This window comes from Limimaricola hongkongensis DSM 17492, from assembly GCF_000600975.2.
Taxonomy (GTDB): Bacteria; Pseudomonadota; Alphaproteobacteria; order Rhodobacterales; family Rhodobacteraceae; genus Limimaricola; species Limimaricola hongkongensis.
Genome location: NZ_KK088650.1, coordinates 124870 through 138115, shown reverse-complemented (window position 1 = coordinate 138115; position 13246 = coordinate 124870). Strand labels below are relative to the sequence as shown.

Here is a 13246-nt window from a genome sequence, read left to right as displayed (position 1 = left end):
GCCCCCGTCAGAAAGGTTTAATGCTGAACCATTCCGATCAGGGGAGAGACGACGCGATGGCCGACAGCAAAGACGACACAGCCCGCGGGGGCCCGGACGGGCTGCGCCAGGCCGCGCTCGACTATCACCGGCTGCCCAAGCCCGGCAAGCTGGAGATCCGCGCCACCAAGCCGCTGGCCAATGGTCGCGACCTTTCCCGCGCCTATTCCCCCGGCGTCGCCGAGGCCTGTCTCGAGATCAAGGCCGACCCCGACACCGCGCGCGACTATACCTCGCGCGGCAATCTCGTGGCGGTGGTCACCAACGGCTCGGCGGTGCTGGGCCTTGGCAATATCGGCGCGCTGGCCTCCAAGCCGGTGATGGAGGGCAAGGCGGTGCTCTTCAAGAAATTCGCCAATATCGACTGCTTCGACATCGAGCTCGAGGAAAAGGACCCCGAGAAGCTCGCCGAGATCGTCTGCGCGCTGGAGCCGACCTTCGGCGCGATCAACCTTGAGGACATCAAGGCGCCCGACTGTTTCATCGTCGAGAAGATCTGCCGCGAGCGGATGAACATCCCGGTGTTTCACGACGACCAGCACGGCACCGCCATCGTGGTCGGCGCCGCCGCCAGCAACGCGCTGCGCGTGGCGAAGAAGAGCTTTGCCGACATCAAGGTCGTCTCGACGGGTGGCGGGGCGGCGGGCATCGCCTGTCTCGACATGCTGCTGAAGCTCGGGGTGCGCCGCGAGAACGTCTATCTGTGCGATCTCGCCGGTCTCGTGCATGAGGGCCGCGAGGCGGACATGACCCCGCAAAAGGCCGCCTATGCGCAACCCGGCGGGCCGCGCAGCCTCGATGACGTGATCGACGGCGCGGACCTGTTTCTCGGCCTGTCCGGCCCCGGCGTGCTCAAGCCCGAAATGGTCGGGCGGATGGCCGAGCGGCCGATCATCTTCGCGCTGGCCAACCCGACGCCCGAGATCATGCCCGATCTCGCCCGCGAGGTGCAGCCGGGCGCGATCATCGCCACGGGCCGGTCGGATTTTCCGAACCAGGTCAACAACGTACTGTGCTTTCCGTTCATCTTCCGCGGCGCGCTCGATGTCGGCGCGACGACGATCAACGACGAGATGAAGATCGCCTGCATCGAGGGCATCGCGGCGCTGGCGCGCGCCACGACGAGCGCCGAGGCCGCCGCCGCCTATAGCGGCGAGCAGCTCAGCTTCGGCGCCGATTACCTGATCCCCAAGCCGTTCGACCCGCGGCTGATGGGCGTCGTCGCCTCTGCCGTGGCGAAGGCCGCGATGGAAACCGGCGTCGCGGCGCGTCCGATCGCCGACATGGAGGCCTACAAGCGCCGGCTCGACAGCTCGGTGTTCAAATCGGCGCTGCTGATGCGGCCGGTCTTCGACGCCGCCCGCTCGGCCGAGCGCCGAATCGTCTTTGCCGAGGGCGAGGACGAGCGGGTGCTGCGCGCCGCCCATGCGATCATCGAGGAGACCACCGACACGCCGATCCTGATCGGGCGGCCGGAGGTGATCGAAACCCGCTGCGAGCGCGCGGGCCTCACCATCCGCCCCGGCATCGACTTCGAGATCGTGAACCCCGAGAATGACCCGCGCTACCGCGATTACTGGGGCACCTATCACGAGATCATGGCCCGCAAGGGCGTGACCCCCGATCTCGCCAAGGCGATCATGCGCACCAACACCACCGCGATCGGCGCGGTGATGGTGCAGCGCGAGGAGGCCGACAGCCTGATCTGCGGCACCTTCGGGCAGTATCTGTGGCACCTGAACTATATCGAGCAGGTGCTGGGCACCCAAGCGCTGCGCCCGGTCGGCGCGCTGAGCCTGATGATCCTCGAGGACGGCCCGCTCTTCGTGGCCGACACGCAGGTCCATGCCGAGCCCAGCCCCGAGCAGATCGCCGAGACGGTGGAGGGCTGCGCGCGCCATATCCGCCGCTTTGGCATCGATCCGCAGATCGCGCTGTGCTCGCATTCGCAGTTCGGCAATCTCGACATTTCCTCGGGCCGGCGGATGCGCGCGGCGCTGGAGATCCTCGACGCGCAGCCGCGCGATTTCGCCTATGAGGGCGAGATGCATGTCGACGCCGCGCTCGACCCCGCGCTGCGCGCGCGCAACCTGCCCGGCGCGCGGCTCTCGGGCGCGGCGAACTGCCTCGTCTTTGCCAATACCGACGCGGCCTCGGGCGTGCGCAACATCCTGAAGATGAAGGGCGCGGGGCTGGAGGTCGGGCCGGTGCTGATGGGCATGGGCAACCGCGCCCATATCGTGACGCCGTCGATCACCGCGCGCGGATTGCTCAACATGTCGGCCATCGCGGGCACGCCGGTCGCGCATTACGGCTGACGCCGCGCGCTTGCCAAAAAGGGGGGAGCGCCCCTCCCCCCTTTCACCATTCTTCAAATACGCACACTCCGCCGCCCGCCCCATGCGCGCGCGCCGGCCCTTGCGCGCGCCCCGCCCCATGCGCGTGGCGCTTGCCCGAAGCCCTTGGGCGGGCGTAGGATTCCGTCCCGAGGGAGGACGGACATGACATATACCGACGTCTACGAGAGCTGGCGCGCCGACCCCGAAGGCTTCTGGTTGCAGGCGGCGCGCGCCATCGACTGGCACCGCTTCCCGAGCCGGGCGCTGTCGCAGGAGGCGGGCCCGGTGCCGACTTGGTATCCCGACGGCATGGTGAATGGCTGTCACAACGCGCTCGACCGGCACGTGGCCGAGGGGCGCGCGCATGACGTGGCGATCATCCATGACAGCCCGGTCACCGAAACCCGCAGCGAGATCACCTATGCCGACCTTCTGGGCCGCGTCGCCCGGCTGGCGGGCGCGCTCAAGGCGCGCGGCGTGGCCAAGGGCGACCGGGTCGTCATCTACATGCCGATGATCCCCGAGGCGATCGAGGCGATGCTGGCCTGCGCCCGGATCGGCGCGATCCACTGCGTCGTGTTCGGCGGCTTTGCGGCGCGCGAGCTGGCGGTTCGGATCGACGACTGCCGCCCCAAGGCGATCCTCGCCGCCTCCTGCGGGATCGAGCCGAACCGCGTCGTCGCCTACAAGCCGCTTCTGGACGCGGCGCTGCGCGAGGCCGATCACAAGCCCGATTTCTGCGTCATCCTGCAACGCCCGCAGGCGATGGCCGGTATCGAGCATGGCCGCGACATGGAGTGGCATGATTTCCAGGAAGAGGCCGAGCCCGCCGATTGCCTGCCCGTGGAGGCCGATCACCCGGCCTATATCCTCTATACCTCCGGCACGACCGGCAAGCCCAAGGGCGTGGTGCGCCCCACGGCCGGACATCTCGTGGCGCTGCACTGGACCATGAAGAACGTCTATGACACCGACCCCGGCGAGGTGTTCTGGGCGGCCTCGGATGTCGGCTGGGTCGTGGGCCACAGCTATATCTGCTACGGGCCGCTGCTGCATGGCAACACGACGCTGATCTACGAGGGCAAGCCGGTCGGCACGCCCGATGCCGGGGCGTTCTGGCGGGTGATCGCGCGCAACAAGGTGCGCAGCTTCTTCACCGCGCCGACCGCGCTGCGCGCGATCAAGCGCGAGGATCCCACCGGGCGGCTGGCGCGCGAACACGACCTGTCGGGGCTGCGCGCGATCTTTCTTGCGGGCGAACGGGCCGACCCGGACACGGTGGCCTGGGCGCGCGACGTGGCGGGCGTGCCGGTCTATGACCACTGGTGGCAGACCGAGACCGGCTATGCCATCGCCGGCAACCCGGTGGGGATCGAGAAGCTGCCGGTGAAGGACGGATCGGCCACGGTGCCGATGCCGGGCTACGACGTGCACATTCTCGACGAGGCGGGCCAGGACAAGCCGCGCGGCAGCCTTGGCGCGGTGGCGATCCGGCTGCCGCTGCCGCCGGGCACGCTGTCGGGGATCTGGGGCGACGAGGACCGGTTCCGGCGCAGCTATCTTTCGGCCTATCCGGGGTATTACGCCTCGGGCGATGCCGGGATGATCGACGAGGATGGCTATGTCTCGATCCTCGCGCGGACCGACGACGTGATCAACGTCGCCGGGCACCGGCTGTCGACGGGCGGCATGGAGGAGGTGCTGGCCGATCACCCGGATGTCGCCGAATGCGCGGTGATCGGCGTGGCCGATCCGCTCAAGGGCCAGCTGCCGATGGGATTCCTGTGCCTCAACCGCAGCTGCGCGCGACCGGCGCAGGAGATCGTGCGCGAGGCGGTGGACCTGGTGCGCGAGCGGGTCGGGCCGGTGGCGGCGTTCAAGCTGGCGGTGGTGGTGGAGCGGCTGCCCAAGACGCGCTCGGGCAAGATCCTGCGCGCGACCATGGCGCAGATCGCCGATGGCGGCGATGTCGCGATCCCGGCGACGATCGACGATCCGGCGATCCTCGACGAGCTGCGCGCGGCGATCGCGCCGCTGGGCTACGGGGCGCGCCCGGCGGCGGTGGGCTGATCGCGGTCAGGCAAACTGTTCGCGGATCAGCCGTTCCTCCAGCCCGTGGCCGGGGTCGAACAGGATGCGGTGGCGCACCCGCGGCTCGGAGCGGATCTCCACCGCGAGCACGTCGCGCACCAGCTGGCTGTCGGCATCGGCCATGACGGGCCGCTTCTCGGCCTCCAGCACCTCGAAGCGCACGGTGGCGCGGGTCGGCAGAAGCGCCCCGCGCCAGCGCCGGGGCCGGAACGGCGCGATCGCGGTGAGCGCCAGCACATCGGCCCCGATCGGCAGGATCGGCCCGTAGGCGGAATAGTTGTAGGCGGTCGAGCCCGCCGGTGTCGCCAGCAGCGCGCCGTCGCAGACCAGTTCCTCGAGCCGCACCCGCCCATCGACGATCACCTTGAGCTTGGCGGCCTGCGGCCCGGCGCGCAGCAGGCTCACCTCGTTGATCCCGAGCCCGCGATGCACCTTTCCCGTGACGGTTTCGGCGGTCATGGCGAGCGGGTTGACGATCGCCTCTTCGGCGGCGGCGAGCCGGTCGGGCAGATCGTCTTCGGAAAACGCGTTCATCAGAAAGCCGACGGTGCCGCGGTTCATGCCGTAGACCGGCAGGTCGCGCGCCTCGGTGGCGTGCAGCGTCTGCAGCATGAAGCCGTCGCCGCCCAGCGCCACCACGATGTCGGCCTCTTGCAGGGGATGGTCGCCATAACGCGCCGCCAGCCGCTCGCGGGTGTCCTGCGCCACGGCGGTTTCGCTGGCCAGAAAGGCGATGCGGTCGGTGCCCAAGTCGTGTCCCCCCTCGAATGCGGCCCATAGGTTGTCGGCCACCACCCCGCGAAAGGCAAGCGGCGCGCCCGCCCTGCCGCGAATGGCCCGGGCTGCGACGGTTTCGGGGCTTTTGGCCTCCTTGTCGCTGGGTTAAGAGGGCGGCGACGCAATCCCTCACGAGGTGTCCGAGATGAATGCCCCCACCCGCGACGACGGCTTCTTCACCGAGAAGCTGGCCACCCGCGACCCCGAGCTCGCGCAAGCCATCACCGACGAGCTGGGCCGCCAGCGCCACGAGATCGAGCTGATCGCGAGCGAGAACATCGTCTCGGCCGCCGTGCTCGAAGCGCAAGGGTCGGTGCTCACCAACAAGTACGCCGAAGGTTATCCGGGCCGGCGCTATTACGGTGGCTGCGAATTCGCCGACGTGGCCGAGAACCTCGCCATCAGCCGCGCGAAGGAGCTGTTCGGCTGCGAATTCGCCAACGTGCAGCCCAATTCCGGCTCACAGGCGAACCAGGGCGTGTTCCAGGCGCTCTTGCAGCCCGGCGACACCATCCTCGGGATGAGCCTCGATGCGGGCGGCCACCTGACCCATGGCGCCAAGCCGAACCAGTCGGGCAAGTGGTTCAACGCCGTGCAATACGGCGTGCGCCAGCAGGACCAGCAGATCGACTACGACCGGATCCAGGAGCTGGCCACCGAGCATAGCCCCAAGATGCTGATCGCGGGCGGCTCGGCCATTCCGCGGATCATCGATTTCGCCCGGATGCGCGAGATCGCCGACAGCGTGGGCGCGTATCTGCTCGTCGACATGGCGCATTTCGCGGGGCTGGTGGCGGCGGGCATCTACCCCTCGCCCTTCCCGCATGCGCATGTGGCGACCACGACGACGCACAAGACCCTGCGCGGCCCGCGCGGCGGCATGATCCTCACCAATGACGAGGCCATCGCCAAGAAGGTCAATTCGGCGATCTTCCCGGGCATCCAGGGCGGGCCGCTGATGCATGTCATCGCCGGCAAGGCCGTGGCCTTTGGCGAGGCGCTGCGCCCCGAGTTCAAGACCTACCAGGAACAGGTCGTGAAGAACGCGCAGGCGCTCGCGGATCAGCTGATGAAGGGCGGGCTCGACATCGTGACGGGCGGCACCGACAGCCATCTGATGCTGGTGGACCTGCGCCCCAAGGGCGTGAAGGGCAACGCGACCGAGGACGCGCTGGGCCGGGCCCACATCACCTGCAACAAGAACGGCATCCCGTTCGACCCGGAGAAACCGGCGATCACCTCGGGCATCCGTCTCGGCTCCCCGGCGGGCACGACGCGCGGTTTCGGCGAGGCGGAGTTCCGGCAGATCGCCGACTGGATCGTCGAGGTGACCGAGGGGCTCGCCAAGAACGGGCCCGAGGGCAATTCGGAGGTCGAGGCCAAGGTGCGCGGCGAGGTGGAAGAGCTTTGCAAGCGCTTCCCGCTCTACCCCGAGCTTTGAAAACGCGGGCGCGGGGTCAGAGGACCTCGCGCCACAGCACGCCCGCGATGATCGCGGCGATCAGGATCGTGGCGGCGGTGCGCGCGCGCTTGATCCACACGGCCCGGCGCAGCGCGTGGCGCAGCTCGTCGGGCTCTTCGGCCATCAGCCAGCTTTGCACGGTGACATAGGCGGTTTCGACCCGTTCCATGTCGATCGCCTCGGCGCGTCCGGGCAGCCGGGCCACGGCTTCGGCGGCGGCGAGAAAGCGGGCGCGCGACAGGATCTCTGGCGGCAGGGCGGGTGCGGCGCGGTCGAGACAATCGCCCAAGGAGCGACCCTCCACCCCGGCCCTGTCGGACAGAAGCCGGGAAATCTCGCGCGTCCAGCCGGTTATCGTGGTGCGGTCCATGTCTTTTGTTAGCGCCCCCTGCCCCGGCACTCAATGGGCGGCGTGGGGCTGGCGCCGATCGCGCGGTGCGCTACAACTGCGGTCATGCTCAATACCATCCTCACCGGAGAGCCCTCCGACCGCCCGCCCCTCCTGATCGTCCATGGCCTGTTCGGCTCGGCCCGCAACTGGGGCGTCATCGCGCGCCGCCTCGGGACCGACCGCCAGGTGATCTCGGTCGACATGCGCAACCACGGCGACAGCCACTGGACCGAGAGCCATGATTATTTCGGCATGGCAGAGGATCTGGCCGAGGTGCTCGAAGTGCACGGGCCCGCCGACGTGCTGGGCCATTCGATGGGCGGCAAGGCGTCGATGGTGCTGGCGCTGACCCGGCCCGATCTCGTGCGCCGTCTCGTCGCCGCCGACATCGCGCCGGTGGCATACGGCCACGACCAGATCGACAACATCCGCAAGATGAAACAGGTCGACCTGGAGGCCATCGCCAGCCGGTCGGAGGCGGCGGAGATGATGGGCGAGGATCTGGAGGCCGCGACGGCGGCGTTCTTTCTGCAATCGCTCGACCTGCAGGAGAAACGCTGGAAGCTGAACCTCGACGTGCTGGAGCGCGACATGGAGACCATTCTGGGCTTCCCGGAGGTCGAGGGGCGGTTCGACGGGCGGGCGCTGTTCCTGTCGGGGGCGAACTCGTCTTACGTCGAGGAGCGGCATCACGACGCGATCCGGGCGCTGTTTCCGACGCCGTCCTTCGAGGTGATCGAGGGCGCGGGGCACTGGCTGCACGCGGAAAAGCCGCGCGAGGTCGAGGCGGCGGTCAGGGGTTTTCTGGAAGATTGAACATGTCCCCGCGCCGCCGTGACGGGTGGCGCGGGGAACTCTTCGCGGCGCGGAACATTGTACGAACTCCATCACAGGAGAGCGCGACATGACTGACGACCCCAAGAGCCATCCGCAGGGCAATGCCGAGAAGGACCCCGAGGATTGGGTGACCGGCGACGAGAAGATGACCGGCGCGCAGGCGAGCTATCTCAAGACGCTGTGCGAGGAGGCCGGGGAAGAGTTCGATGACGGGCTGACCAAGGCCGAAGCCAGCGAGCGGATCGATGAGTTGCAGGAGAAGAGTGGGCGGGGGTGACCCCCGCCACTAAATCCTACTTTTTCTGGCTAGGACTACGGCTTTCCGTGAGATTCAAGCCTCGATGCAAGCCATCATGGACCTTGTAAACGTCGGCCTCAATAAATCCCTGCGCCTTAAAAAAGCACCTAAACCTCCACTGCTGGGAAGCGCCAACACGAAACCCAATAATAGAATTGTCGTAAAGAAATCTCAAATACGATGTCAGATCTGATCGACCAGATTTTATTCCAGCCTTTGCAAGACTATCCGACAAATCCCCTATTGACAGAGTTGTAGCTCCATTATTCTGGAGGGCTGCAAATAGATCATTTATCGCCGGATACTGAACCCGCCATTCATCTTTCAGCTCTTCAACCAGCCACTCTGAATAAGCGCTTTCTGAGTTATATATCGACTGGCACTCCAGATACTCCTCATTAACAGCTTCAGGATCGTAAGGATTCTCCTTTCTAGAAAGCATGTCCCCTTTAATGAGCTGAAAGCTGCGTATGAAGTCTCTTGGGCGAACCATCGTGCGCAGATTAATATAGTCAAACGGCGCCCTGCCCTGTCTCATTTGAGGGCGATCGAAAAGTGCATCTACTTTCTCATACTCAGCAACGCCGCTCTTTCTGGCAAAGTAGTTCACCCTTTCGAGCAACATTCGCGACAGACTATCCTTGGTCCAAGCAAGTAGTTGACCGCAATCTGCTCTCAGCTTGTTCTTGTCGTTAATATCCAGTGAGTCAAATATGTCCTCACGTAGGAAAACAACTGGACGCAGGGCGCCGCGGAACTTGGACGTTATAGTTTCCGCAGCCCCTATCAAGCCCGCAATAACCTTCTGGCTCTCCCCAAAAGAATCCCTATCCCAAGCCTCATCCACACGATCAAATGTAATAAAGACTTTAGATTCCTCTGATATGGTATCGAGCAGAGCTTCCTCAAAAATTTCAGAAAGCCGTTCAATTGACTGATTCAGAGAATTCTGAAGACTTTCATCTTTCTGGACATCGGAAAAACTAATCTCGCCACCGCTAACGCTAAGCGCATCGAGGTTACCCTCCGCTAGATCCACTCCACCTGCCGGCAACTTCAATGAAGTAAGCTGAAATATCTTACTGCCAATCATTTGAGAAAGAGTAGGGCTCGGCGAGCTATATATTCTCTGCACCAACTTGATGGCGGCATCTATCTTTTTCCCGCGTGCGCCTTTTTTATGCAGGCACTTTATCGCGTTTAGATAAATAACATACTTCCAAGACTGAATATAAGCTAACGACGTTGCCTTGCCCTTGGAGGCCAAAAGCGAGTGCACATCCCAACTGTAATCTTGGAGCGATAGGCTATCAGAGAAGTCACCCACGCCAATGTACTTGCGTGGGTTATTCTTGAAATGCTGGAAAACAGCGGTTTTTCCTGCGCCTTTTCGCCCAAGCACGAGAAATTGGTGACGATCGCCGAGAACCGCCTCTAGTACGCCGTTCTCGAAGAAGTATTCTGAAAGGTTCTCATCACGCTCAGCCGAGACCTGTCCGAAGTCAATCCAGTCAGCGAGCATATAGGTCATCCTTTCAGAACATATTAACTATCCATCTTCAACGCAGAGATGAACGCTTCCTGCGGAATGTCAACCTTTCCGAACTGGCGCATCTTCTTCTTGCCCGCCTTCTGCTTGTCCAGAAGCTTGCGCTTGCGGGTCGCGTCGCCGCCATAGCATTTCGCCGTCACGTCCTTGCGCATCGCCGAGAGCGTCTCGCGCGCAATCACCTTGCCGCCGATCGCGGCCTGGATCGGGATCTTGAACATGTGGCGGGGGATCAGCTCCTTGAGCTTTTCCACCATCGCCCGGCCCCGCATCTCGGCCCGGTCGCGATGCACCATCATCGACAGCGCGTCGACCGGCTCGTCATTGACGAGGATCGACATCTTCACGAGGTTGTCCTGCCGGTAGCCGGTGATCTGGTAGTCGAAGCTGGCATAGCCCTTGGTCACCGATTTCAGCCGGTCGTAGAAATCGAACACCACCTCGTTGAGCGGCAGGTCATAGACCACCAGCGGGCGGGAGCCGGCATAGGTCAGCTCCTGCTGGATGCCGCGCCGGTCCTGGCACAGCTTGAGCACGTCGCCGAGGTAATCGTCGGGGACCATGATCGTCGCCTTGATCCGCGGCTCCTCGACATGGCTGACATGGGTCAGGTCGGGCATGTCGGCGGGGTTGTGCAGCTCGATCATCTCGCCGTCCTTCATGTGGACGTTGTAGACGACCGAGGGCGCGGTGGTGATCAGGTCGATGTTGTATTCGCGGTCGATCCGGTCGCGGATGACTTCAAGGTGCAACAGCCCGAGGAAACCGCAGCGGAAGCCGAAGCCGAGCGCTGCGGAGGTTTCCATCTCGTAGGAGAAGGAGGCGTCGTTGAGCGCGAGCTTCTCGATCGCGTTGCGCAGATCCTCGAACTCGGCGCTGTCGACCGGGAACAGGCCGCAGAACACCACCGGGACCGAAGGGGCGAAGCCCGGCAGCGGCGTTTCGGTGCCCTTCTTCTCGTGGGTGATGGTGTCGCCGACCTTGGTGTCGCGCACCTGCTTGATCGAGGCGGTGAGAAAGCCGATCTCGCCCGGACCGAGTTCTTCGACCGGCAGCATGCCGGGCTTGAACACGCCGATCCGGTCGACCTGGTGGACGGTGCCGTTCTGCATGAAGCGGATGCGGTCGTTCTTGCGCAGCTTGCCGTCCATGATCCGCACCAGCACGACCACGCCGAGATAGAGGTCGTACCACGAATCGACCAGCATCGCCTTCAAGGGCGCGTCGCGGTCGCCCTTGGGCGCGGGCAGGCGGTGGACGATGGCTTCGAGCGTTTCGCGGATGCCCTGCCCGGTCTTGGCCGAAACGAGCATCGCCTCGGAGGCGTCGATGCCGATCACGTCCTCGATCTGCTCCTTGATCCGGTCGGGCTCCGACGCCGGCAGGTCGATCTTGTTGAGGACGGGGACGATCTCGTGATCCGCGTCGAGCGCGTGGTAGACGTTGGCGAGCGTCTGCGCCTCGACCCCTTGGGTCGAATCGACCACCAGCAGCGAGCCTTCGACCGCGCGCATGGAGCGGGAGACCTCGTAGGCGAAATCGACATGGCCGGGCGTGTCGATCAGGTTGAGCACGTAGGTCTCGCCGTTGAGCGCCTTGTAGTCGATGCGGACGGTCTGCGCCTTGATGGTGATGCCGCGCTCGCGCTCGATGTCCATGCTGTCGAGCAGCTGGGCCTTCATCTCGCGGTCCTGCACCGTTCCGGTCGACTGGATCAGCCGGTCGGCAAGCGTCGATTTACCGTGGTCGATATGCGCCACGATGGAGAAGTTGCGGATGTGCGAAAGCTCGGTCATGGCCCGCATATGCAGGGCTTCGGGCGTTCGGTCAATGGGGCGTGCCGGTGGCATGGTCGGCAATGGCTCACGCCATCGTGAGGCAGGCGGGGCGCAGCCGCCCCGCGGTCGAATTGCACCGCCCCCCGGAGTGCGGCATCTTGGCGCTTTCGGCAGAGCAGCACCGCGATCCGGGCAGAACCCGGGCCGGCCAGACGGGGATTACGGGCATGCGCATCATCATTTCCATCATCGCGCTTTCGGCCTTGGCGGCCTGCGGCAGCGGGCGGCCTTCGGGTCCGATCAGCCGCGCCTGCGAGGCGAGCGACCGGCCCGGCGCCAACGTGGCGCTGTGTTCTTGCGTGCAGGGCGCGGCGGACGCGACCCTGTCGGGCAGCGAGCAGCGGCGCGCGGCAAAGTTCTTCGACGATCCGCAACGGGCGCAGGACACCCGGCAAGAGGACGGCTCGGGCGCGTTCTGGAGCCGCTACAAGGCCTTTGCCAACCGGGCCGAGGCGATCTGCCGCTGAAACGGGACGGGGCGCGCGCCCTCTGGACACATGCGCCGCGCCCCGCGACAACACCCCCATGAATATCGAGATCGAGGAGCTGGCCGCGCGGGTCGCGGCGGGCGAACGGCGGGCGCTGGCGCGCGCCATCACGCTGGTGGAAAGCACCCGGCCCGAGCATCGCGCCCGCGCCGAGGCGCTGCTCGACCGGCTGGCCGACCCGTCGCGCATGGCGCTGCGGGTCGGGCTGTCGGGCACGCCCGGCGTCGGCAAGTCGAGCGTGATCGAGGCGCTGGGGCTGCGGCTCACCGGGGCCGGTCACCGCGTGGCGGTGCTGGCGGTCGATCCGTCCTCGGCCCGCTCGGGCGGCTCGATCTTGGGCGACAAGACGCGGATGGAGCGGCTGAGCCGCGACCCGCAGGCCTTCATCCGCCCCTCTCCCGCCGCGGCCCAGCTGGGCGGCGTGGCGCGGCGCACCCGCGAGGCGATGATGCTGTGCGAGGCGGCGGGCTTCGACGTGGTGATCGTCGAGACGGTGGGCGTGGGCCAGTCCGAGACGCTGGTGTCGCGCATGACGGACGTGTTCCTTTTGTTGCTGGCCCCGGCGGGCGGCGACGAGCTGCAGGGCGTCAAGCGCGGCATCATGGAGATCGCGGATCTGGTGCTGGTCAACAAGGCGGACGGCGGTCTCGCGGCGCAGGCGATGCGGACCCGCGCCGATTACGCCGGTGCGCTGCGGCTGATGCGCAGGCGCGACACCGACCCCGAGGGCATCCCGGCGGCGCGCACGATCTCGGCGCTGACCGGCGACGGGCTGGCAGAGGCATGGGCCGAGGTGGAGCGGCTGGCGGCGTGGCGGCGCGACAGCGGCGTGACCGCGCGGCTGCGCGCCGCGCAGGCGGGCCAGTGGTTCGAGGACGAGCTGCGCGCGGGCATCGAGGCGCTGCTGGCGCTTGATCCCGATCTCACCGCCCGGCTCGACCGGCTGCGCGGCGAGGTGGAGGCGGGCCGCGCGGCGCCGGGGGCGGCGGCGCGGGCGGCGCTCGATCCGCTGGCGCGGGCGTTGCGGGACGCTTGACGCGCCCGAGGAATCCCCGTAAGGCCCCCTGACCGAATTCATGGCCCGGCCCCGTTGCCGACGCCGTATCCGTGCCTGCGGGCTCGGATTTCTGCCAGGCC

At 66.0% G+C, this 13246-nt stretch carries 11 protein-coding genes; 7 read left to right on the top strand and 4 right to left on the bottom strand.

Annotated features, from left to right (window positions below; translation table 11 throughout):
• Positions 1 to 56: 56 nt before the first annotated feature.
• Together LOKHON_RS05320 and LOKHON_RS05315 are read left to right on the top strand one after the other, a co-directional pair.
• Positions 57 to 2357 (top strand): NADP-dependent malic enzyme, encoded by a 2301-nt coding sequence (locus tag LOKHON_RS05320; RefSeq protein WP_017928223.1) that lies wholly within the window; start codon positions 57 to 59, stop codon positions 2355 to 2357.
• Between the two features lie 183 nt (positions 2358 to 2540).
• Positions 2541 to 4448, top strand: a complete 1908-nt coding sequence (locus tag LOKHON_RS05315; RefSeq protein ID WP_017928222.1) for an AMP-binding protein — start codon at positions 2541 to 2543, stop codon at positions 4446 to 4448.
• A 6-nt stretch (positions 4449 to 4454) separates the two neighbouring features.
• Here the strand turns inward: LOKHON_RS05315 and LOKHON_RS05310 are convergent, their stop codons facing one another.
• The gene (locus tag LOKHON_RS05310; protein ID WP_017928221.1) at positions 4455 to 5219 is read right to left on the bottom strand and encodes an NAD kinase; all 765 of its coding nucleotides are present in this window, start codon (positions 5217 to 5219) and stop codon (positions 4455 to 4457) included.
• A gap of 172 nt (positions 5220 to 5391) precedes the next feature.
• Here LOKHON_RS05310 and glyA point away from each other — a divergent pair, with 172 nt between their 5' ends.
• Positions 5392 to 6687, top strand: a complete 1296-nt coding sequence (gene glyA, locus LOKHON_RS05305) for a serine hydroxymethyltransferase (RefSeq protein ID WP_017928220.1) — start codon at positions 5392 to 5394, stop codon at positions 6685 to 6687.
• Between the two features lie 16 nt (positions 6688 to 6703).
• On the opposite strand, the gene LOKHON_RS05300 is transcribed toward glyA, so the two are convergent.
• On the bottom strand, positions 6704 to 7078 hold the full coding sequence (locus tag LOKHON_RS05300; RefSeq protein ID WP_017928219.1) for a hypothetical protein: 375 nt from the start codon (positions 7076 to 7078) through the stop codon (positions 6704 to 6706).
• 84 nt (positions 7079 to 7162) lie between these two features.
• On the opposite strand from LOKHON_RS05300, the gene LOKHON_RS05295 reads away from it, so the two are divergent.
• Together LOKHON_RS05295 and LOKHON_RS05290 are read left to right on the top strand one after the other, a co-directional pair.
• Positions 7163 to 7915, top strand: a complete 753-nt coding sequence (locus LOKHON_RS05295) for an alpha/beta fold hydrolase (RefSeq protein WP_017928218.1) — start codon at positions 7163 to 7165, stop codon at positions 7913 to 7915.
• A gap of 88 nt (positions 7916 to 8003) precedes the next feature.
• Positions 8004 to 8213: a DUF3072 domain-containing protein gene (locus tag LOKHON_RS05290; RefSeq protein ID WP_017928217.1), complete on the top strand. Its 210-nt coding sequence runs from the start codon at positions 8004 to 8006 to the stop codon at positions 8211 to 8213.
• Positions 8214 to 8229: 16 nt separating this feature from the next.
• On the opposite strand, the gene LOKHON_RS16055 is transcribed toward LOKHON_RS05290, so the two are convergent.
• Positions 8230 to 9756: a P-loop ATPase, Sll1717 family gene (locus LOKHON_RS16055; protein WP_162561757.1), complete on the bottom strand. Its 1527-nt coding sequence runs from the start codon at positions 9754 to 9756 to the stop codon at positions 8230 to 8232.
• Positions 9757 to 9779: 23 nt separating this feature from the next.
• The gene (lepA, locus tag LOKHON_RS05285) at positions 9780 to 11579 is read right to left on the bottom strand and encodes a translation elongation factor 4 (protein ID WP_026147444.1); all 1800 of its coding nucleotides are present in this window, start codon (positions 11577 to 11579) and stop codon (positions 9780 to 9782) included.
• A 209-nt stretch (positions 11580 to 11788) separates the two neighbouring features.
• Here lepA and LOKHON_RS05280 point away from each other — a divergent pair, with 209 nt between their 5' ends.
• Together LOKHON_RS05280 and meaB are read left to right on the top strand one after the other, a co-directional pair.
• Positions 11789 to 12088 carry a hypothetical protein gene (locus LOKHON_RS05280; RefSeq protein WP_017928215.1) on the top strand — a complete coding sequence of 100 codons (300 nt, stop codon included), beginning with the start codon at positions 11789 to 11791 and terminating at the stop codon, positions 12086 to 12088.
• A gap of 58 nt (positions 12089 to 12146) precedes the next feature.
• Complete coding sequence (gene meaB, locus LOKHON_RS05275) at positions 12147 to 13145, top strand: methylmalonyl Co-A mutase-associated GTPase MeaB (RefSeq protein WP_017928214.1); 999 nt, start codon at positions 12147 to 12149, stop codon at positions 13143 to 13145.
• Positions 13146 to 13246: the final 101 nt, after the last annotated feature.

Bases quoted from the DNA above. Each gene is read 5' to 3' on its own strand.
- lepA (WP_026147444.1), bottom strand. From the start codon at position 11,579: ATGACCGAGCTTTCGCACATCCGCAACTTCTCCATCGTGGCGCATATC.
- LOKHON_RS05320 (WP_017928223.1), top strand. From the start codon at position 57: ATGGCCGACAGCAAAGACGACACAGCCCGCGGGGGCCCGGACGGGCTG.
- glyA (WP_017928220.1), top strand. From the start codon at position 5,392: ATGAATGCCCCCACCCGCGACGACGGCTTCTTCACCGAGAAGCTGGCC.
- LOKHON_RS05300 (WP_017928219.1), bottom strand. From the start codon at position 7,078: ATGGACCGCACCACGATAACCGGCTGGACGCGCGAGATTTCCCGGCTT.
- LOKHON_RS05290 (WP_017928217.1), top strand. From the start codon at position 8,004: ATGACTGACGACCCCAAGAGCCATCCGCAGGGCAATGCCGAGAAGGAC.
- LOKHON_RS16055 (WP_162561757.1), bottom strand. From the start codon at position 9,756: ATGCTCGCTGACTGGATTGACTTCGGACAGGTCTCGGCTGAGCGTGAT.
- LOKHON_RS05315 (WP_017928222.1), top strand. From the start codon at position 2,541: ATGACATATACCGACGTCTACGAGAGCTGGCGCGCCGACCCCGAAGGC.
- meaB (WP_017928214.1), top strand. From the start codon at position 12,147: ATGAATATCGAGATCGAGGAGCTGGCCGCGCGGGTCGCGGCGGGCGAA.
- LOKHON_RS05280 (WP_017928215.1), top strand. From the start codon at position 11,789: ATGCGCATCATCATTTCCATCATCGCGCTTTCGGCCTTGGCGGCCTGC.
- LOKHON_RS05295 (WP_017928218.1), top strand. From the start codon at position 7,163: ATGCTCAATACCATCCTCACCGGAGAGCCCTCCGACCGCCCGCCCCTC.